At 53.8% G+C, this 20343-nt stretch carries 20 protein-coding genes and 1 riboswitch; of the genes, 11 read left to right on the top strand and 9 right to left on the bottom strand.

Annotated features, from left to right (window positions below):
* Positions 1-30: 30 nt before the first annotated feature.
* Together NBE99_RS04970 and NBE99_RS04975 are read right to left on the bottom strand one after the other, a co-directional pair.
* Positions 31-372 (bottom strand): LapA family protein, encoded by a 342-nt coding sequence (locus tag NBE99_RS04970; protein ID WP_250683378.1) that lies wholly within the window; start codon positions 370-372, stop codon positions 31-33.
* A 101-nt stretch (positions 373-473) separates the two neighbouring features.
* Positions 474-839 (bottom strand): zinc ribbon domain-containing protein, encoded by a 366-nt coding sequence (locus NBE99_RS04975; protein ID WP_250683379.1) that lies wholly within the window; start codon positions 837-839, stop codon positions 474-476.
* Between the two features lie 78 nt (positions 840-917).
* Here NBE99_RS04975 and NBE99_RS04980 point away from each other — a divergent pair, with 78 nt between their 5' ends.
* The 4 genes from NBE99_RS04980 to NBE99_RS04995 all read left to right on the top strand — a co-directional run bounded on the left by NBE99_RS04980 (position 918) and on the right by NBE99_RS04995 (position 4784).
* Positions 918-1745, top strand: coding sequence for an aldose epimerase (locus NBE99_RS04980; RefSeq protein ID WP_250683380.1), 828 nt, complete (start codon positions 918-920; stop codon positions 1743-1745).
* A gap of 34 nt (positions 1746-1779) precedes the next feature.
* A complete protein-coding gene (gene trpE, locus NBE99_RS04985; protein WP_250683381.1) occupies positions 1780-3300 on the top strand; it encodes an anthranilate synthase component I in 1521 nt (506 codons plus the stop codon).
* A 166-nt stretch (positions 3301-3466) separates the two neighbouring features.
* Positions 3467-4084 carry a Crp/Fnr family transcriptional regulator gene (locus NBE99_RS04990; protein ID WP_250683382.1) on the top strand — a complete coding sequence of 206 codons (618 nt, stop codon included), beginning with the start codon at positions 3467-3469 and terminating at the stop codon, positions 4082-4084.
* 124 nt (positions 4085-4208) lie between these two features.
* Positions 4209-4293, top strand: a riboswitch (Glutamine riboswitch).
* Positions 4294-4337: 44 nt separating this feature from the next.
* The gene (locus tag NBE99_RS04995; protein WP_250683383.1) at positions 4338-4784 is read left to right on the top strand and encodes a DUF4278 domain-containing protein; all 447 of its coding nucleotides are present in this window, start codon (positions 4338-4340) and stop codon (positions 4782-4784) included.
* A 122-nt stretch (positions 4785-4906) separates the two neighbouring features.
* Here NBE99_RS04995 and NBE99_RS05000 read toward each other — a convergent pair whose 3' ends face one another.
* From NBE99_RS05000 to fmdA, 3 genes are all read right to left on the bottom strand, one after another.
* The gene (locus tag NBE99_RS05000) at positions 4907-5377 is read right to left on the bottom strand and encodes a hypothetical protein (RefSeq protein ID WP_250683384.1); all 471 of its coding nucleotides are present in this window, start codon (positions 5375-5377) and stop codon (positions 4907-4909) included.
* Positions 5378-5984: 607 nt separating this feature from the next.
* Positions 5985-6251, bottom strand: a complete 267-nt coding sequence (locus NBE99_RS05005; RefSeq protein ID WP_250683385.1) for a zinc ribbon domain-containing protein — start codon at positions 6249-6251, stop codon at positions 5985-5987.
* An 18-nt stretch (positions 6252-6269) separates the two neighbouring features.
* Entirely contained in the window at positions 6270-7475 is a 1206-nt protein-coding gene (fmdA, locus tag NBE99_RS05010; RefSeq protein ID WP_250683386.1) for a formamidase, read from the bottom strand.
* 130 nt (positions 7476-7605) lie between these two features.
* Between fmdA and NBE99_RS05015 the strand changes: the two genes are divergently transcribed.
* Positions 7606-8805 (top strand): DNA double-strand break repair nuclease NurA, encoded by a 1200-nt coding sequence (locus tag NBE99_RS05015; protein WP_250683387.1) that lies wholly within the window; start codon positions 7606-7608, stop codon positions 8803-8805.
* 40 nt (positions 8806-8845) lie between these two features.
* Complete coding sequence (lnt, locus tag NBE99_RS05020; protein ID WP_250683388.1) at positions 8846-10288, top strand: apolipoprotein N-acyltransferase; 1443 nt, start codon at positions 8846-8848, stop codon at positions 10286-10288.
* Here the strand turns inward: lnt and NBE99_RS05025 are convergent.
* Positions 10239-11078: a DUF3598 family protein gene (locus NBE99_RS05025; protein ID WP_250683389.1), complete on the bottom strand. Its 840-nt coding sequence runs from the start codon at positions 11076-11078 to the stop codon at positions 10239-10241. The genes lnt and NBE99_RS05025 overlap by 50 nt on opposite strands.
* Before the next feature lie 170 nt (positions 11079-11248).
* Here NBE99_RS05025 and NBE99_RS05030 point away from each other — a divergent pair, with 170 nt between their 5' ends.
* Genes NBE99_RS05030 through NBE99_RS05040 form a run of 3 tightly spaced genes read left to right on the top strand, consistent with a single transcriptional unit; the run spans position 11249 to position 14694 of the window.
* The gene (locus tag NBE99_RS05030) at positions 11249-12115 is read left to right on the top strand and encodes a response regulator (RefSeq protein ID WP_250683390.1); all 867 of its coding nucleotides are present in this window, start codon (positions 11249-11251) and stop codon (positions 12113-12115) included.
* Positions 12112-13359 carry an FAD-binding oxidoreductase gene (locus tag NBE99_RS05035; protein ID WP_250683391.1) on the top strand — a complete coding sequence of 416 codons (1248 nt, stop codon included), beginning with the start codon at positions 12112-12114 and terminating at the stop codon, positions 13357-13359. Before NBE99_RS05030 ends, NBE99_RS05035 begins: the two co-directional genes overlap by 4 nt.
* Before the next feature lie 9 nt (positions 13360-13368).
* A complete protein-coding gene (locus tag NBE99_RS05040; protein ID WP_250683392.1) occupies positions 13369-14694 on the top strand; it encodes a (Fe-S)-binding protein in 1326 nt (441 codons plus the stop codon).
* Here NBE99_RS05040 and NBE99_RS05045 read toward each other — a convergent pair.
* Genes NBE99_RS05045 through NBE99_RS05055 form a run of 3 tightly spaced genes read right to left on the bottom strand, consistent with a single transcriptional unit; the run spans position 14691 to position 17283 of the window.
* Entirely contained in the window at positions 14691-15125 is a 435-nt protein-coding gene (locus tag NBE99_RS05045) for a hypothetical protein (protein WP_250683393.1), read from the bottom strand. The two genes, NBE99_RS05040 and NBE99_RS05045, sit on opposite strands and share 4 nt — an antisense overlap.
* A 21-nt stretch (positions 15126-15146) precedes the next feature.
* Positions 15147-15518 (bottom strand): hypothetical protein, encoded by a 372-nt coding sequence (locus tag NBE99_RS05050; RefSeq protein WP_250683394.1) that lies wholly within the window; start codon positions 15516-15518, stop codon positions 15147-15149.
* A 55-nt stretch (positions 15519-15573) separates the two neighbouring features.
* Positions 15574-17283 carry an AarF/ABC1/UbiB kinase family protein gene (locus NBE99_RS05055; protein ID WP_250683395.1) on the bottom strand — a complete coding sequence of 570 codons (1710 nt, stop codon included), beginning with the start codon at positions 17281-17283 and terminating at the stop codon, positions 15574-15576.
* A 353-nt stretch (positions 17284-17636) separates the two neighbouring features.
* Between NBE99_RS05055 and NBE99_RS05060 the strand changes: the two genes are divergently transcribed.
* Positions 17637-19562: a DICT sensory domain-containing protein gene (locus tag NBE99_RS05060; RefSeq protein WP_250683396.1), complete on the top strand. Its 1926-nt coding sequence runs from the start codon at positions 17637-17639 to the stop codon at positions 19560-19562.
* 55 nt (positions 19563-19617) lie between these two features.
* Entirely contained in the window at positions 19618-20343 is a 726-nt protein-coding gene (locus NBE99_RS05065; protein ID WP_250683397.1) for a segregation/condensation protein A, read from the top strand.

The raw sequence follows: 20343 nt of genomic DNA on the forward strand, positions 1-20343 counted from the left end.
CCTAGCCTAACGAATTTTCAAAGCTCTAGGCTACTTTTCCGTTGAGGCACTACTGACACTCGGCAAGAGCCGTTGTTGCTCCTCAAGAGCTGCCTTGTAGCGTTCAATATCCTCTTCGAGGTGGGCAATCTGCTCATCGCGGGCTTCCATTTCCACGCGAATCGTAAAGATGCGCTGTACCTGTACCCAAACGTTAAAGACCCAAGCAAAGACCGCCCCAATACCCATAGCCACAATCAGTTCAACGCACAGCGGCGCTTGAATCACCTTCCCTTCAAAAAACTTAATACTAACCGGATCAGTATTTTGGATACTAAAGAGAACTAAGCCCAAACCAATGACAAATATCATCAAAAAATTAAGTTGTCGCATAGGGCATCCTGTCACCAATAGCAAATCTCATCATAAAGGAGAGCTGTCGATCGGGCATCGTGCCAACGACCGACAATCTTGGGCTAATCATACCACTGTGGCTAATCTTCAATCACCGGGTTGCCCACTTCTACCGCTTGGACATCAATGGTGCCGGGGGGAGCCAAGCGTTGAAACCGGCGATCGCGCACCATCAGTACTTCACCACAAGCCGGGCATTGGGTTTGACTATCATTGAAACTGCTAAATTCAAAACCACAGACGGGACAGGCTGCCGTCACCAGCTTCCAGCGCCACCAGAATTGCAACCCTACAACCAAGAGTACAGGGGTGAGCATTAAGATTAAAAACAACACTAAAAAGGATTGCACCAGCCAGCCTAGCCCCAATAGCCCCAGTAACCATGTCACCAGTAACACACTGAACCAAAAACGTAGGGTGGGGTTTAGGGTAAATCTTAGGGACATTGGCCTCCCTCCAAGGGCATTGCCGCTATTGTAACGCAGTTGCGGGTGTATCCTAAAAAGCAAGCGTCCAGCCCAGCAATGGTTATCCCCTATACTCTCCACGCTGAACATACCCGCCTTGAAGTGGTGCCAGAGCGCGGTGGCCTGATTACTCGTTGGCAGTGGCGCGGGCATGAATTGCTGTACTTGGATCGGGAGCGCTTTGCCAATCCCCAGTTGAGTGTGCGGGGCGGCATCCCCCTGTTGTTTCCCATTTGTGGCAATCTGCCGCAGGATACGTTTCACTACAAAGGCCAAGTCTATCGGCTCAAGCAGCATGGTTTTGCACGGGATTTGCCGTGGCAGGTGCTCGATCAACAGGAGCATCGTTTGCAACTGGGATTGCAGGATACGCCAACCACGCGCCAAGTTTATCCCTTTCCTTTTCACTTGAGGTTGACCTACACCCTTGCGGCTGATTCCCTAGCGATCGCCCTTGAAGTGGCTAACCCCGGTGACACGCCCCTACCCTTTAGCTTTGGTTTGCATCCCTACTTTGCCGTTGCGGACAAGCAGCAATTGCAGTTTGACCTGCCAATCCATGCCATGGTGGATCAAAAAACGCAGCAACCCCTCACCTTTAGCGGCACCTTTGACTGGAGCGCTGCCGAGTTGGATTTGGCCTGTCGTCCCCTCACGGGTCAAGTGGCTCGCGTCTGTGACCTGCAACAACAGTACTGCCTGACGCTCCGCTACGACACCGCGTTTACAACCCTCGTTTTTTGGACTGTTCAGGGCAAACCCTACTACTGTCTAGAGCCTTGGACCGCCCCCCGCAATGCCTTGAATACAGGGGTTGACCTTCTCCAAGTGCCGCCGCAGAAACACATGACCCTTGGCGTCGAGATTGCCGTTGCCCCCCTTTAGGGAGAAAATCAAAAAAGTTTTCCCACACGCGACCATGTACCCCGATTTTCAAACCTTTTGTCAACTGGCTGAGCAGGGTAACTTCATCCCCATCTATCAGGAGTGGGTGGCGGATATGGATACGCCGGTGTCGGCTTGGTATCGGGTCTGTCGCGATCGCCCCTACAACTTTTTGCTAGAGTCCGTCGAGGGGGGTGAACAACTGGCTCGCTATAGCCTCCTCAGTTGTGATCCGCTGTGGATCCTCGAAACCCGCGGTAACCAAACCACCCAAACCCATCGCGATGGCTCAGTCACCACGTTTACGGGCAATCCCTTCAGGATTTTGGCCAATTGCCTTGCCCCTTATCAGCCGGTCAAACTACCACAACTGCCGGGGGGCATTGGCGGTCTTTTTGGTTTTTGGGGCTATGAGCTGATTCAGTGGATTGAGCCACGGGTTCCCATTCATCCTGCCACCGAAAAGGATTTGCCTGATGGCGTGTGGATGCAGGTGGATCAAATCCTGATTTTTGATCAGGTGAAGCGAAAAATTTGGGCAGTGGTCTATGCCGATACGCGCGACACGGACTTAAAAACGGCCTACACCCACGCCAGCGATCGCCTAGAGCGGCTTTTGAGTAAACTGCAAACTCCAATTCCCGCCGAAGCGACCCAGCTTCACTGGCAACCCAGTCGCCAGACCCCCAGTTACACCAGCAACACCACCCCAGAAACCTTCCGTGCCCATGTGGAGCGTGCCAAGAACTACATCCGCGCCGGCGATATTTTCCAAGTGGTTCTCTCCCAACGCCTCAGTGCCACCTACAGCGGCGATCCCTTTGCCCTCTATCGCTCCCTGCGCCTGATTAATCCTTCCCCCTACATGGCTTACTTTCAATTTGGCACGTGGCAGATCATTGGCTCTAGCCCAGAAGTCATGGTCAAAGCGGAGCACCACCCTGAAAAAAGTGGCTCTCTCCTTGCCACCGTCCGTCCCATTGCCGGCACCCGCAAGCGGGGGCATACCTACACTGAAGATCAGCAGCTCGCCGCAGAACTCCTTGCCGATACCAAAGAAGTGGCCGAACACGTCATGCTCGTTGATTTGGGGCGCAATGATTTGGGGCGCGTGTGTCGTCGGGGGAGTGTCACTGTCGAGGAGTTTATGGTGATTGAACGCTACTCCCACGTCATGCATATTGTGAGTAATGTTGTCGGCGAATTGTTACCCAACAAAACGGCATGGGACTTGCTCCAAGCTTGTTTTCCGGCTGGAACCGTCAGTGGTGCCCCCAAAATTCGCGCCATGGAAATTATCTATGAATTGGAAGGCTGCCGCCGTGGCCCCTACTCTGGTGCCTATGGTTACTATGACTTCGAGGGTCAGCTCAACACAGCCATTGCCATTCGCACGATGGTGGTGCAACCGCTCACTGGCCATCAACATCTCATTCACGTTCAAGCCGGTGCTGGTATTGTTGCTGATTCCGATCCCCAACGGGAATACGAAGAAACCTTGAACAAAGCCCGCGGTTTATTGGAGGCAATCTCTGCACTGGCTGGCAAACCTTAACCAAATATTGACGCAGCGATCATCGAGTCTTTACGTTTGCCCTCTAGCCTAGTAGGCAGTTTTGGCTAACGTTGCCCAGAACACAGAAACTGGGGATGTTGACAGAACAACCAATTTCTTGGGGATGCGCCTCAGTATTGGTTTCTTTGCTTGAGGTTCTGCTGCCATGGCAAATATCTCCACTGCTGCAATCACTCCCCCCGTGGAGAGCGGCTGGCGTTCTCCCTCTCGGCTCCACACCTTTAGTCTTGGCGATAATATCTGGATGGAGCCGGAACGGATTTGGCTGGTGAGTCGCGGCGTTGTGCTGTTAAATCTTCTGCATCCGGATGGCGAAGAAGTGGTTGTCGGCCTAGCTACCCCTGGCACTGCGTTTGGCATTCCCTTGACCAGTTTGGCGGCCTATCAAGCCAAGGCACTCTCCAAGGTAGAGCTAATGCTCTTTACGCTGGTGGAGGTGGAATCCTCCCCCAACCTCACGCAGAGTCTGGTGCGGGGTCTTGCGCGGCGCCTGCGGCAAGCAGAAGGTCTCCTAGGGATTACGAGTCATCGCCGCATCGAGGAGCGATTGCGTCACTTACTCCTGCTGTTGAAGCAGGAAATTGGTCAACCCCATCCCCTCGGCACTCGCTACAGTGTTCGCCTCACCCATCAGCAACTGGCAACGGCGATTGGGACGAGTCGGGTAACGATGACTCGCCTCCTAGGCAAGCTACGTGACGAACATTGGCTCACCTACGATCGCGATCGCCACATCATTCTCACTCATACCGCTCAGATTTAGGTGATTTGGGTTAGTTCTCCCCTGATCAGGGCACCTTTGGCACAAAAGAGAGGGTTTTTAGTGTAAATTTTTGTAAACACTTGCGTTCATAGTGGCAAAACTGTTAAATTAGATACAGAAATAAATCGTTCATCTTCGCTAAACAGCACCTGAAAATTTGGGTGAGTAGCGAAGACGGAAGTAGGGCACTTGTCCCGAAGGAACGCGCCTCAGTTGACAAAAACCACCTAGTAGAGAATTTGGGGCGATGACTATGAAAACCACACTCACCTATCGCGGCGTTCAATACGACTACGTTCCTCCGGCAGTACGCACTGAAGCAACTGATGTTGTCGCCAAATATCGGGGTTGGAACTACCACTGCACACGCGCAGTGAATCCGCCGGCTCAGCCGGTGCGGGATTTAATCTATCGCGGTGTGGCCTACCGCACGGGTCAGGCGGAAGCAGTGAATACGACAGCTGTTGCAAGTGCAGCGCAGGAAGTCAACATGCCCGCCCTTGACCTCAATCAACTTTCACGGGTCATGCTCACCCATCATCACCAAACGATTAAAAACCGCGAACAGTCCCTCCTCACACGGATGATTGCCCAAATGGGATTACCTGCGGCCGCAGGTCACTACTGGAATCAAATTCAGGGCAAAATTAAGCCCCATCTCTGGACGAGCTACGATCGCAGTCATGCCACGATGAGCTAGCGCACGGGTGTGATTGTCCTCTCTCAAGACTGATTCGTAACGATGCTCGCATTGGAGGTGTCTCTGGTGCGAGTTTTTTTATTGCAGCCTAGGGCGGCGCTAAGCGAAGGGCTGTGCTTGGCCTAACTGAGCCATTCAATCTCATCAAGGTCGAGGTCGATCTCCGCTAAGTCCTCTGGATCCGCCACCTTCTTCAGGGATGCAAGGGATTGTTTTGAATGCTTGCGACTTTGGGGGGGTGTTCGCTTGATACCCGATAGGGTGGTCTTCTCGATGCGAGTACTTTCCTTGAGGGCATTGGGGTTGAGGTATTCTAGGAAGAAGTTCACTGTTTCCTGTTTCACCCAGCCATTGAGGACGGCCAAGGCACCGAAGCGATAGCTTGCCTGCCACTGCTCCTTGAGAATTTGTTTAATTTGCTCTTCCGTCAATAAGCCCGCCTTTTTCAGGTAAAACCCAATTGGCTGCTTTTCCTTGTCTTGGATCAGTTTTGGCCACTCTTCTACAAAAAAGTCAATCGTTTCTTGGGGCAGCCAACCATGGAGAGCAACAATTTCACCAAAGCGCAGGTTGGTATAAATGCTTTTTTCCATTAAGGCGACTTGGAGTTGGCCCCTCGTAATTAACCCCGCCTTCAGCAATAATTCACCAATTCTCATGATTGCCCCTACGAGTAGAAAATCATCAACTTTCAACAACAACGGGACATCAATTGGGTACAGCCCCTTTCACAGGGATCGAACATCCTTGCAGCAGCCAATGCCACTGTAGGACGGGTCACACGTTTTTGTGCTTATTGTGTTTATGCACAATATGTTTAGGACATATTTCAGAAAAAGGCTGCCGTTTTTTCAAGGAAATACATCCGTTACTCTTGACAGTACCCCTAACAATGGGTGAAGTTACGAGAAATTCCTAATTGTAATAAATCTTAATACAGCTCTTTTCAGGGTGATTTCTTCACACTCATTCGGCGTGGTCAGTACAGCCTTTTTCACAGACGCTAAATGCTCGGATGCCATTCTGTGCATTTCAGAAAAGAGCTTTGACATAAGGATGAAACACAGTCAAGACGGCTATGAGGAGAGGGTCACATCTCCTTTGGTGCGCCACATTTTAGAAAAGGTTAGAAAAGGCTTAGAAAGCGGCAAAAAGACTCAGCTCATCCTCAAATGAGGGGTCAATTAAATGAGTGATCAATTAGTGGTTAAGCATCCAAGGGCGACCACAGGATTGTTGTTGAAAGCGCGGCGGCTTGGGTTCTTGGGGCGATCGCTGGACAAGCTCTGGCTCGCTACCCCGCGAGGGTCGGGGCAAGGCGGACGAGAGATTCACTGCTGGTACAGAAAAAATCCGTCGGCCAAGCTGCTGACACTCTGGGCAAAAGGCCGGCTCACTGGACTGGGCGAGCGATCGCCATTCCTCAAAAATGCCACAGCTAGAGCAGCGAAACTCATAAAGGGGCATCTTTCATCTCCAAAATAATTACTTCGGCAAAATATCAATATCAAAAATCTCCGTAGGAATCGCTAAGGTACAGCAGGCGTTGGGAATATCCACAATGCCGCTGACGCGACCCTCGACTGGCGCACAACTAAGGAGAAGGTAGGCTTGCTCACCCGTAAAACCAAACTTTTTCAAATATTCAATGGCATTGAGGCAAGCACGACGATAGGCAATATGCACATCCATATAATACTGCTGACCCGTGTATTCATCGACCGAAATGCCCTCAAAGACGAGGTATTCTGAGTAGCGGGGTTCGACTGGTCCTGGCTTGAAGATCGGGTTTACCAAGCCATACTTTTCTACACCACCTTTGATGAGATCAACATGCAGGTCAATGTAGCCCGACATCTCAATCGCGCCGCAGAAGGAAATTTCCCCATCGCCTTGGGAAAAGTGAATATCGCCCATTGAGAGCTTTGCTCCCTCCACATAAACGGGGAAATAAATGCGGGTTCCCTTGGAGAGGTTTTTAATATCACAGTTGCCGCCATGCTCGCGAGGGGGTACGGTTCGTGCTGCTTCCGCTGCTACCCGTGCATATTCCGACCGTGGCAATGTGCCAAGAATGGCATTTTGAGGATTGGGTAGGGCGGCATAAACGGGTAGATTTCCTGATAAGCCTGCGCCATAGGTTCGTAGATCAGGTGCCCGATTCACCAGATCCCGTTCCCGCTGATTCCACTTGGCCAGCAGTTCATGGGAGGGAGCACAGCCAATTAGCCCCGGATGGATGATACCAGCAAACTTGACATGGGGAATGTGGCGAGAGGAGGTATAAATCCCTTGGAAGTCCCAAATCGCCTTTGCAGCCTTCGGGAAGTGATCCGTCAGGAAACCGCCACCATTTTCTTTGGCAAAGATACCTGTAAATCCCCACTCATCCCCCTGCAGGGCGCCAATATCCAACAGATCAACAACAAGAATATCGCCGGGTTGGGCGCCATTCACCCAAATCGGTCCGCTCAGGACATGAACAACCGATAAATCAACATTTTCAATATCTTCAGGGCTGTCGTTGTTCTTAATTTGGCCGTCCGTCCAATCCTTGCACTCAATACGGAAGACATCACCGGGATTGACTGAAACCACTGCGGGGATCTCTGGATGCCAGCGATTATGCCCCGGCAGTTCTTGCTGATCCATGGGCTTAGTCAGATCCACTTTGAACAGGGTTTTCGGCATAGGGACGGACTCCAACGATTGGCAGCGTGCTCACCTGTAACTCAGTACACATGAGCAATCATTGAGATGTTGTTTAGATTTAGTATTGGAGCAAGACCTCGGTGCATCTGTATCTCTAGATACGAAAACAGTGTTGGACTTCGTCAAAGTCGCTGCTCAAATGGGAACGGTGGGTCAAGTGATCCGCCAAGGGGCGATCGCTAGCCAACAAAAACAAGCCCGTGCCCTCGAAGTCTTGACAGCGATGGCAGAGAATTTAGAGCACTATCGCCAAGCCATCCAAGCGTGGGGTGAGTCCTTTCCCTTTCATGCTGCTGAACCCATTGAATCCCTGACGGTGAAGCACGCTGTCCCCCCTGCCCCAAGGGCGCACACAATTTTTGCCACCGATGGCTCGCAAATTGCCCCCAGTCACCACGAAATTGCCTACTGCTATTTGATCAACGTGGGACGGGTGGCGATCGCCTACGGTCAAGGGCAACGCCCCCATTTAGATAGCGTGCCGCAGTTGGTTTATGACCCCGATGAATTGGGGCGATCGCGGGGCTGGGGACTTACCATAGAAGACTGGTTACGCTACCGCCGTACCCAGACGGAAATTCTTGCCCTCGTTGAACTCATTCAAACTCACAAGGAGCAAGCTCCCAGCTTAGCACTCGTGGATGGTTCACTCATTTTTTGGGCATGGGAGTCACTGCCGCCAATGGTGCGTGAGGAATTGTTGATGCCCATCTTAGCTGCTTGGGATGAATTGCGAGCCAAGCGAATTCCCTTGGTGGGCTATGTCAGCGCCTCCCGCAGTCAGGAAACAGTGAATTTTCTGCGTTTGGGGGGTTGCCCCTACCCTGAACCCAACTGTGCCCTCCACTGTGGTCAGACAAGTCAAACTGGCTTCGAGGCGACTCGCGATCGCCTACCCTGTCAGGTCTTTGAGCCGTTGCGGGATGTCCTTCTCTGGCAAGCGCACTTAGCACCGCAACAGTATAGCCCCCTCTGGCGTAGCCGCAGTCGCATTCTGGAACATTACGGCGAACATCATATCTACGTTGCTTATCTCCACAGTGGCTCGGAAGTGGTGCGTTTGGAAGTGCCTCAATGGGTGGCGCGGGATGCAGACCTGTGGCAACAGGCGGTCGCGTTGACGGCAGCACAAATTGAAAAAGGCCGGGGTTACCCTGTGGCACTGGCGGAAGCCCATAATTTAGCCGTTGTGCGCGGCAGCGATCGCCAGCGCTTTTTTGCTTTACTGGAACGGGAACTGATTAAAGCAGGACACTGGCATGTGGCTCCTTCCCCCAAAGAGCAACGCAAACGCCAAAGTATTGCCTAGGTGGCTGCTGTTCGTTGGTTTCGGCATCGCGGGTTGGGGAATGCAGTTGGCGCTACCGCCAGTAAGCGGGTGGTTCTTGGCCTTCATAGGAATTGTGCCCCTGTGGTGGCAGTGTCAGGTTTTATCGCCACTGTGGGCAGCGATCGCTGGGCTGTGTTGGGGATGGGGGTTCTACGGCAGTAGCTTGGTCTGGGTGTGGGATCTGCATCCCCTGACGTGGATCGGTATTGCCCCAGTCCCCAGTTGGCTAATCTCGCGGGGGATTTGGCTTTTCCTCAGCAGTTGGGGGGCAGTCCTGAGTGGGAGTTGGGCGTTTTTGATGGCACGCTATGGTGTGCAGCGATCCGCCCCTTGGCAACTCCTGTGGGGTGTGACCCTTTGGTGTGCCCTTGAAGCCCTCTGGAGCTATTCGCCCCTGTGGTGGATTAGTTTATCCCTGACCCAAAGCCCAACGGGACTCGTTCAACTCGGTCGTCTGGCGGGACCCACCACGATTACGGCAGTCGTGATAACAGTGAATGGCTTGGTCACCCTCAGTCTGCGGCGGCAAAAGTGGGCAAGGGTCTGGCTTGCGATAACCCTCGCAGGGGCGATCGCCCTCAATGGTGTTTTAGGCGCGAGTGTCATTGCCGATCAAGGGGAATCCCTACGGGTGGGTTTGATCCAAGGCAATATCCCGACACGGGAAAAGCTCACTCCAGAGGGTATTCGCCGCGCATGGCAGGACTATCCCCGTGGCTATCGGCAACTGGTGGCTTTGGGAGTGGATGCGGTCTTGACCCCTGAAGGAGCACTGCCGATTGTGTGGCAGCCACACCAAGTCAATCCCATCACCAGCGCTGTTCGCGAGGCGGGTGTGCCCCTGTGGTTAGGGACATTTATGGAGACGGCGGGGGGACATCATCAGGTGCTCCTGACCCTCGATGGGCAGGGGGAGATTTACAGTCGCTACAACAAAGTCAACCTTGTTCTGTTGGGGGAATATATTCCCGATTGGCTGGGGGGGGTAGTACAGCGGTTATCCACCTTGCGATCGCGCCTAATGCCGGGAGACCCAGCGCAAGTGTTTGCCACCCCTTGGGGCAATGCTGTTGTCCTGATTTGCTTTGAATCGGCGTTTTCCCACCGCAGTCGCTGGCAACTGGTGCATGGGGGGCAGTTCATTCTCAGTATTGCCAACAATGATCCCTACCGTCGCCAACTGATGACCCAGCACCATGGCCATGATGTGTTACGGGCTGTCGAGGGGGATCGCTGGCTCGTCCGCTCTACGAATACGGGTCTGTCTGCGGTGATTGCCCCTACAGGGGAAACCCTTTGGCTCTCCGACCCTGACGAGTTTGTGATTCATCGGGCAACCATTTTTCAACGGCAGACCCAAACCCTCTACATCCGCTATGGGGATTGGTTACTGCCCCTGTTGCTGGGGGGGCTTATCCTGCTGGAGGGCTTACCCGCTCTTCGACCACGAGCGTTGCACTGACCCACTCGCCGCGATCGCCATAGGTACGAATGAGGCGCTGCCGCTGCCCTTCTGCCCATAACCAGCCCACCTCCACAAAGAAGGGATGGCGAAAGGATACCTGCAAGGGGGTCAGGCTAGAGGTACCATCGGGTAGCAACAACAGTTGCTTGGGTTGATCCGTATCGGTAAAGTGTAGGCAGGAGCCAGCAATGGTGGCGGATGTTTTCACCTCTTGGTCAGGGGTTTGCAGCAGTTGGTAAAGACGATCGCCCTCGCGCCAGAGGGTCAGTTGGGTTGGGGTTTCGGTGGGCGATCGCCAGTCGGCATAGACGGTGTAGGCGGTACCGCGCCATTCCCCTAAGAGTTGATCCACGGTTAAGGGGGGACGTTCAACGGCGTTACGGTGGGCACGAAACTCGCGAATTAGAGTCATGGATTGGAGGTGCTGATTTTTGTCAAAGAGCTGGACAAAGCGCAGCCGGCGATCGCCCATGACAAAGCCATACTCTGCGCCAAACTCGGCAAAGGGCGCCACCTGCAACGATCCCTTAGAAAAAGCACCTGTTGGGAAAAACACATTTTGGCGGCCAATGGTGCTGTATTCCTGAACAGTCTCACTGGTGGGGGGCTGATCAAGGCCATTGCCAAAGCGTCGCAGTTCAAAACGCACCCGCTGGCCATCGGCGGTATCGGCAAGGATTAAAATCGAGGGCACAGAGGTTCCTAGTTCACCGGTGGGGCTGACCGCCGTAAACGAGCCATGCCATTCCCCAAGATTTTTGCGAAAATTTTCCCAATTTGTTGTCATTGATTTATTGCCGCTGTGTGCCACCACCATCCTATAGAAATATAGGAAATCAAGTATTGGCGATCCTGCCAATTTTGAACTGGCCGGCGATCGCCTACGGTCAGAAAAAACTTTGATAGGATGGGGAGTGTCAGGGCGCTGACGAACGATCGCGATTGGGAGACCCACGCATGACCACCGACCTCTTTGACTCAGGGGCTGGTCGCATTTTAATTGTCGATGATACCCCCGAAAATGTTGAAGTTTTAACCACGCTGCTGCAACTTGAAGGCTACGATGTGCGCGGTGCCATCAGTGGCCAAATGGCGCTCATGGGCATTGAGGCAGAACCCCCCGATGTCATCCTGCTGGACATCATGATGCCCGACATGAACGGCTACGAGGTCTGTCAGACTCTGAAAGAGAATCCCAAAACGAAGCATATCCCGGTTATTTTTATTAGTGCTTTGGATGATGTGTTTGATAAAGTCAAGGCCTTTGAGATTGGCGGTGCTGACTACATCACCAAACCCTTCCAACAGGCGGAAGTGCTCGCACGGGTAAAAAATCAGTTGACCATTGCCCTCCTGCAGCGCAAACTGCGGCAAAAAAACGCCCTACTGCAAAAGCAAAATCAGCAGTTACAGCAAATTGCCGAAGAACGCCGTGAATTGGTTTCCTCGCTGCAAGCAGCCCAAGAGCAATATCGGCAAATGTTTGAGGAGGCAGTGGTGGGGATTTACCAAAGCTCGCCAGAGGGCGTTTACTTCAAGGTGAATGATGCCCTAGCGCGCATCTATGGCTATGCTGACGCCGAAGATTGGCTAGCGGATATTGAGCACCACAATCAACGTCCCTACGTGGAGGAGAGCAGTTGGGAAAAGTTCCAGCAGCAAATTCAAGCGCGGGGAGTTGTGCGCAATTTAGTTTCAAAGGTCTATCGCGCCGACCAAACCATCACAACCATCTGTGAGTGTGCCCGCCCCGTCAAGAGTGAGGATGGCCAACTCCTATACTATGAGGGGTTTGTCTTTGAACTGCCCACCCGCAATCCATGAAACAAACGCTGAGCGCCCTGTTGGGGGATGCCGCCGTTCATTCTGTTGCTGAATTGGGCGATCGCGCCCCTCACCTGCGTCCCTACCTTCCTGAGCATGCCCTGCTAGTGACTCCCCCTACCCCCGAACAGGGAGCAGAGGTGATTGCCTGTGCCCAGCGGGAAGGCTGGCGGGTATTGCCCATCGGGGCGAGCAGCAAACTCAACTGGCTCGGGAACACCCCCAAGGCAGATATCTTTCTGCGGACAACAGCGTGGCAGAAGCTCATTGATCATGCGGCTGCCGATATGACCGTGACAACCCAAGTGGGCATTCCCTTTCAGCAGCTCCAGCACCACCTAGCACCGGCAGGACAGTGGATTGCCGCCGATCCCCTCTTTCGGGAAACGGCCACCCTTGGCGGCTGCTTGGCCACCCAGAGTAATGGCACCCTGCGGCAGCGGTATGGGTCGTGGCGCGATCAATTGTTGGGGGTGAAGTTCATTCGCAGCGATGGCCAAATCGTCAAAGCAGGGGGTCGGGTGGTCAAAAATGTTGCCGGCTACGACCTGATGAAACTTCTGATCGGCAGCTATGGCACACTGGGGATTCTGACCGAAGTGACGTTGCGGGTGTACCCCCTGCCGGATGCGGTACAAATCTGGCACTTGCAGGGGGAAGTTTCTGCCTTGGCCAAGGGACTTGAGGTGATTTTGACGAGTTCCCTTGCGCCGGCGCGGTGTGTGTTGCGCCTTGAACCACGGGGGACGCTGCTGCTGGAATTAGAATTCCATACCCTGCGGGAAGTGCTCGCCTCGGGCAGGTTGGGCGATCGCCTGAGCCACATTGCTCAAAGCCATCAGCTTCAGTTGGAACACCAAGATCCCCCCACCATTACGCTGAACCCCACCCCCGATCAAGTGATTTTGAAAATCGGCGTGCCTCTGAGTGAAATGTTGGCTGCCCTCACCCAGCTGCAGCAGTTGACAAGGGAATTGGCCTGTGAGTGTCGGGGGGAAATGAGTGCAGGGGTCGGTTACGCCTATCTCCACGGACAGGAAGAGCATCTGCGCCAACTCATTCTCAGGCTGCGCCAAGGGCTACCACGGGGCTATGTCAGCGTCTTGGCTGCTCCTTTGAGTCTCAAGCAGCAACTGGATCCTTGGGATTATCGCGGTAATGCCCTTGAATTGATGCGGAACCTTAAGCAACAATTGGATGCAACGGGTGTCTTTGGCACTGGCGTTTTTGTTGGCAATCTTTAGGCCATTTCAATGACCGCACTTGATCCTGTGACTGGCTTTGATGCCCAGTCACCCCCCGATCCCCATCTGATTGATGCCTGTGTCCACTGCGGGTTTTGCCTCTCCACCTGTCCGAGTTATCGGGTGCTGGGGACTGAAATGGACTCTCCCCGTGGTCGCATTTACCTGATGGATGCCATTAACGAGGGACAAGTCCAACTGGCGGATGTCGTGCCGCACTTTGATTCCTGCTTGGGTTGCTTGGCCTGTGTCACCACCTGTCCATCGGGGGTTGAGTATGACAAGTTAATTGCTGCTACCCGTGTCCAAGTCCATCGTCATTATCAGCGCCCCTTGGGCGATCGCTGGCTGCGGCAGTTGATTTTCCAAACGCTGCCCTACCCCCAACGGCTGCGTGCCCTCCTGTGGCCGCTCTGGCTCTACCAAAAACTCGGCTTGGCAAATCTCGAAAAGCGGGTGGGACTCCTGAAACGGCTGCTGCCCAAGTCGCTTGCGGCTATGTATCAAATGCTACCGCCCCTTTCAACCAAAACATTTCGCGATCGCTCCCCTGAGGTCGTGCCCGCCCAAGGGAAACAGCGTGGCCGCGTGGGGGTGATTCTCGGCTGTGTCCAACGGCTCTTTTTGCCTGAAGTCAATGAAGCTACGATCTCCGTGTTAAGCGCCAATGGCTTTGAGGTGGTGCTGCCGCCGCAACAGGGGTGCTGTGGTGCCCTGCCCCATCACCAAGGGGAGGAGGAGCAAGCGCAAACCCTAGCTCGCCAGATGATTGATTGTTTTGCGGCAGCCCATGTGGATGCCGTTTTGATTAATGCTTCAGGGTGTGGCCACACCCTCAAGGAGTACCACCACCTCTTGGCTGCTGACCCAGAGTATAGCGATCGCGCCCGTGACTTTGTGCAAAAGGTTGAAGATGTGCAGGTCTTCCTCGTCAAACAGGGGTTAGTGACCTCCTTGCATCCCTTGGGCGATCGCCCTCTAACCTTGGTCTATCAAGATGCCTGCCACATGATCCACGGCCAAAAAATTCGCCTTGAACCGCGTCAACTGCTGCGGCAAATTCCCCAAGTGCAACTGCGGGAACCCCTCGATGCAGCGCTATGCTGTGGCAGCGCCGGCGTTTACAACATTCTTCAACCCGATGTAGCCGCCGAACTGGGGCGCCAAAAGGTGCGCAACCTTCTGAATACTCGCCCTGATGTCATTGTCTCAGCCAATGTCGGTTGCACAATTCAATTGCGCCAATATCTCCAAGAGCAAGGCAGTACCGTCCCGATTTACCACCCGATGCAACTTCTCGATCGCGCGATTCGGAATGAGAGGCTACCCCTCTAGGCCATGTCGGGGGGCGCACTGAGAACGGCCCGTACCTGAGCCAGCAGCATTTCGCGTCCCACTTCCCAGCCCCGCTCCCCATCCGCTTCAAGGATAATCAGGCTATCCACCGGCTCAGCCGCTAAAAGCTGAAACAGAAGGGGAATAATGGGCATCGCCACTGGGATTAACTGCTCATCACAGGCCTCTTGAGCCATTGCCTGACTGCCGTAGGCGTGGATAACGTTCTTTTGCTGATGGGGGGGGTGGCGTTCCTCAAGGGTAATCACCTGCCACTGGCCATCGCGGGTTTGCAGCACGTAATAAACCGTTTGCTGGTAGCGCTGGGCTTCTTCATAGAGGATGGGGGCGATCGCCTGAACAGCGCTCACCGTGGCGGGGTCATCAGGGGCGTTGGCAATCAGTTCGTCCACTTGGGTGAGTAAATCCACAACGCCTCCTTTTGGCAAGAACTACTCCTTGACTTCAAGGGTATCGAGATCAAGGGCACGGGAGCCACCCGTACTGAGAATGCTCAGCACTTTCCCCAGTTGATACCACACTAAAAGGGCAGTGGCCAGCGTCAGCACAAAGGCGATCGCCATACTCATCCCAGCCCCAAAGCCATAGGTCCACAGCCCTGCCATCAGGAACAGCCAAATGCCAATGGAAATGCCCAAGTAGGGCAATTGCAGTTGGAGGCCGCGCAATTGGCTAAGGACACGGGTGGAGCGACTGCGATTCCATTCTTGGACACTTTGCTTCAGCGTGGCTTCAAAGGCTTTACCACTGGTCAGCCCCATAAAAATACCCGCCAGCAGGAGGACAATCGGTGGATCAAACACGGAATACCTAACCCTTATTGGACGCTCAGGAACGGTTGATAACCGCTCTCCAGCCTTAGCTAGCAACGGCCAAGGAACTGTTCTCTTCTTCCTTACCGAGGGTATGGGACACTGAGGCCTTGAGGGCTTCCCATGCCACATCAATAAAGAAAAGGGGACGCAGATCAGACTTGATCAAATTCCAAAGGCGCTGCACCTCTTCAGTGTGGAGACGGTCATCTTCGGTTAACGCTAGCACAATTTGCCGCCGCAGGTACTGCCCCTCCTCAGAAAAAAGGTACTGCAACCCCAATGTGGCCGTTGGCGCCAGATTAAAGTGCTGATCCTGACGGGCAATCGTAATCAGATTTTCCAGTCGTTGCCATTGGAGACGACCATCCTTGAAGAGGACATCGAGCAGGCGTCGCCGCAGTTGGGGGGATTCTCCTTGGAGCAGACGCCGTGCCACATAGGGATAGCTGACATCAACAATGCGGAAATTGGGGTTGAGGCACAGCGCAATACCCTCTTGGGTGACAAGGGAGCGAATAATCAAGGCAAACTTAGCGGGAACGCGGAAGGGGTAAGCATACATCAACTCCGAGAAGCGATCAGTGATCACCTTGAAGTTGAATTCCCGCACACTGGAGCCAATCACCTCCTCAAAGACCGATTCAAGGGCAGGAATAATTGGCGTCATGTCGGTTTCGGGAGTAAGAAATCCCAATTTGACAAAATCTTCAGCCAGTGCTGGATAGTCCTTATTCACCAAATGAACCACTGCATCCACGAGGGACTCTTTGGTGCTCTCCTCCAGTTGATCCATCATGCCAAAGTCAATGTAGGCCATACGGCCATCGGGCATGGCAAAGAGGTTCCCTGGGTGCGGATCGGCATGGAAGAAGCCAAATTCCAAGAGTTGCCGCAGTCCCGAAATCACCCCCACACGGATTAGCTCATCGGGATCAACGCCCGCAGCTACCATGCAATCGGTACGGGTGAGCTTAATGCCGTGGATCCACTCCAAGGTCAGCACATGCTCACTGGTGTACTCCCAGTAGATTTTGGGTACCTTGACCGTCGGATCGTCGCGGAAGTTGGCAGCAAATTTCTCGGCATTGCGCCCTTCATTGAGGTAGTCAATCTCTTCGTAGAGCTTGCGGCCAAATTCATCCACAATGTCCCGCAGATCGTGGCAGAGGTTAATGGGCAAAAAGGGCTTAACCCACTGCACCAAGAGGCGAATTAAGAAGAGATCGCGGGTAATGACGGGCAACAGATTGGGACGCTGGACTTTGACAGCTACTTCCTCACCACTATGGAGTTTGGCGCGATAAACTTGACCGAGACTGGCGGCGGCCACAGGGTGCGGTGAGAATTCGGCGAAAATATCGCCCAAATTTAGCCGCAGATCCCGCTCAATGATCGCAATGGCAATCTCATTGGGAAAGGGAGGGAGCTTATCTTGTAGTAGCGTCAGTTCTTCAAGGTAGTCAGGGCGAACTAGATCAGGGCGGGTAGAGAGGGCTTGACCCACTTTGATAAAGGTGGGGCCTAAACGAATCAGAAGTTTGCGCAGTTGCATCGCTCGCAGGGGACGCTGACTTTCCTGTTGCCCCAACCACTTGTCCCACTGCAGGAGCAGCCAAAATGTTAAGAAAGATACTGAGATGTTCAAGAACCGCCAGAGGACGAGCCAAGGGTGTCGCCAGTAGTAGCGAGCGATCGCCTCAGGATCATAGCGACGATGACCAGCACTGGGGACAGCAGAAATACGGGCAGTCACAGCTTTTTCACCTTATTCTCTGAAACCCAACTTACTACAACCCTCTTCCCTTGCCATGGGTGTTTCCACGGAGCGCTTTTGGAAGCAACGTAAGCAACCATCGCAATTATGAGGATTTTGTTGATCCCCGCCGTTAGAGGCGCTGATCTTTTTGGGTTTGCTTAAATATAGTATAGAAAACTACACATAAGTCCTGCTAATCAATAAAATTCTTAATAAAAGTTAAATTTTAGAGCCGAGGGGAGGAATCATGTTTTTACTCAGCCAGAGGCGCTTGCGGCGAATTCTAGTGGGTGCGGATTTGCCGATAATGGTACCGTAGGGCATCTTCTCATTCATACCCATACCCTTCCATGGCCAACAGGATCATTGCCACATCTGTTCTTGAAGAGTTGTTGGCGCGGTTGCCTCACCTGCGATCGCAACTGTACTTCAAGACATCGCTGACGGCGCTCTCCCATGCAATGGAGGATCAGGTTTTGGCCAATGAGGATGCGCCAATCATTATTGCCTGTTTTCAGCGGGAACGCTTTTATCGTCAAGAGGCCCATCGCTACCGACGCATTGCCACCAAATCCAATCACGTCTATGTCCTAGCGGCGCCCGAAACGGAGTTTACCAACTGCTCGGGGGACTATGAAACCGTTGCCTTTGATCCCGCCGATGCCCTGAGTCAAGAATGGCACTTGACGGTCTTGGGTAAAAATTACAGCACTTGCTTGGTATGCCGCGAAGTCCAGCGATCGCCCGCCCATCGCTTAGATGTGTTGCCCCCCATGGATGCGGCGCGTCGTTTTGAGGGCATTTGGACCTTTGATCGGCAAGTGGCGGCCACAGCGGCTGAACTGCTCCTGAATCGGATTCGTGAGTACCGCCCGGAACTCAAGGATAAACTTAAGGAGGCTCTGGGATTGGTGGCGAAGTATCGCCAAGTAGAGGGCTGCAATAGTGACCCTGCCCCCTTTGCCGATCGCTTGGTGACCTATCTGCAAGCAGGACAATACAAGCAAATCAAGGCCTACCGCCAAATTGCCATTCAAGAGCGCAAGGAACGCCTCACCAACGCCATCACCACAGCCATTCGCAACTCCCTCAATCCCACGGAAATTCTCACGCGCGCGGTGGCAGAACTGGGGGAAGCCCTGAAAAGCGATCGCTGTCTCATCTACCGTTGCCGCAGTACCGATACCCGCGTGCGCATTGAGCACGAGTACACAAGCGGAACCCTACCGCCGTTGCAGTACCAGTATTGGCCGGTCAGCGAGCACCCCTACACACAACGGGCACTGGATCATCAGCAGGTGATTCAAGTGGATGATGTGGCGGCTGATCCCCACTACGATGCCCTGCGCTTTAAGCCCCTCGATGCTGCTGGGGTCAAGGCACTCCTGCTGGCGCCAGTGCTCTATCAAGGGCGGCTCCTTGGGATTGTCGAACTGCACCGCGGCGAACCGTTGCCTTGGCACGATATGGACGCAGAATTGGTGGAGGCGATCGCCACCCAAGTGGGGGTTGCCCTGATTCAGGCAGAGGCCTATGCGGATCTAGAGGAACTGAATGCCCAACTGGAGGCCTTGGATCGCACCCGCAGCAATCTGATTGCCATTACCGGTCACGAACTGCGCACGCCCCTTTCGACCATTCAAGTCTGCCTCGAAAGCCTAGCCAGCGAACCCGATATGGATCCAGAACTGCGGCAGGTGATGCTGAGTACTGCGTTGGCCGATGCGGAGCGGATGCGGAAACTCATTCAGGACTTTCTCACGCTCTCGCAGTTGGAAAGTGGTCGTGTCCAATGGCGACCGGAACCACTGCCGTTGCAGGAACTGGTGGATTTGGCGCTAAGTAGCTTACGCACCCCTAAGGATCAACTGCCGACGATTCGGATGGCGTTGCCCAAGGAATTGCCCTTGATCCGAGCCGATGGGGAATGGCTAGTGGAGGTGCTCTCGAAGCTACTCGATAATGCCTGTAAGTTTACGGAACAGTCGGGTCAAGTTTCCATTGCGGCAAAACCCCGTCCTGATGGTTTGCTGGAAGTGACGGTGGCTGATACTGGGCGGGGGATTGAACCGGATCGTCTGGAAACAATTTTTGATCGCTTTTATCAAGAAGAGGGGGCACTGCGGCGCTCGACGGGTGGCACAGGCTTGGGTTTAGCCATCTGTCGCCAGATCATTACCAATCTGGGGGGACAAATTTGGGCAGAGTCGGCGGGGCGCGATCGCGGTAGTGAATTCCACTTTACGATTCCCATTGCTGAGCCTTTTTCTGGATAGGAATCTCCTCAGGCACGAATCCCCTTAACATAGACACCAATGATAGGTAGCAACCGTGGCACCATCCTTTGCCGATACCGCCATTGACATTTTGATTGACTTGGCCGAGCGGGGCGAAATTGACCCGTGGGATATTCAAGTGATTGATGTCTTTGATCGCTGTTTGGCGGAGTTGGCGCGTCGGGGGGAACCGAGTTTGAGTGAGTCAGGACAGGCTTTTTTGTATGCAGCCATGCTGGTACTCCTGAAGAGCGATCGCCTGATGACTGTTGCTGAACCAGCGCCAGAGGTGGAAACGGTTGCAGAATCCCCAGAGATTCCTGAGAACCCCTCCATAGGTGTTTGGCCGACTGCCCTAGAGCAGCATTTACGTCGTCGTCCGGTGGCTCCCCCGCAGCAGCGTCGCCGCGTCACCCTTGAGGAGCTGATTGCTCACCTGAAAACAATGGCGGTTCAGAGCGATCGCGCCCAGATGTTGCGGTCTCATCAACCCCGCCGTCGTCGCCGGCCGACAACCCTCAAGGCGATCACCCAACTGGCTCACCAAGAAAATCTCACGGAGATGGCCAGTGAAGTGGAAACACTGCTGGCAGAGATTGCTCCCGAAGGTACATGGCTAGACTTCCAAGAGCTACTGCGGCGCAAACCCGATCCCGTGGGCGTCTTTTGGGCGCTGCTATTCCTCGCTGCCCAGTCCAAGGTGGATCTGCAGCAAGCAGATTTTTATCAACCCCTACAGGTGCGAACTTCTCTGCCGCAAGCGATTCCCCTTGAGGCCTAA

Source organism: Thermosynechococcus sp. HN-54 (assembly GCF_023650955.1).
Taxonomy (GTDB): Bacteria; Cyanobacteriota; Cyanobacteriia; order Thermosynechococcales; family Thermosynechococcaceae; genus Thermosynechococcus.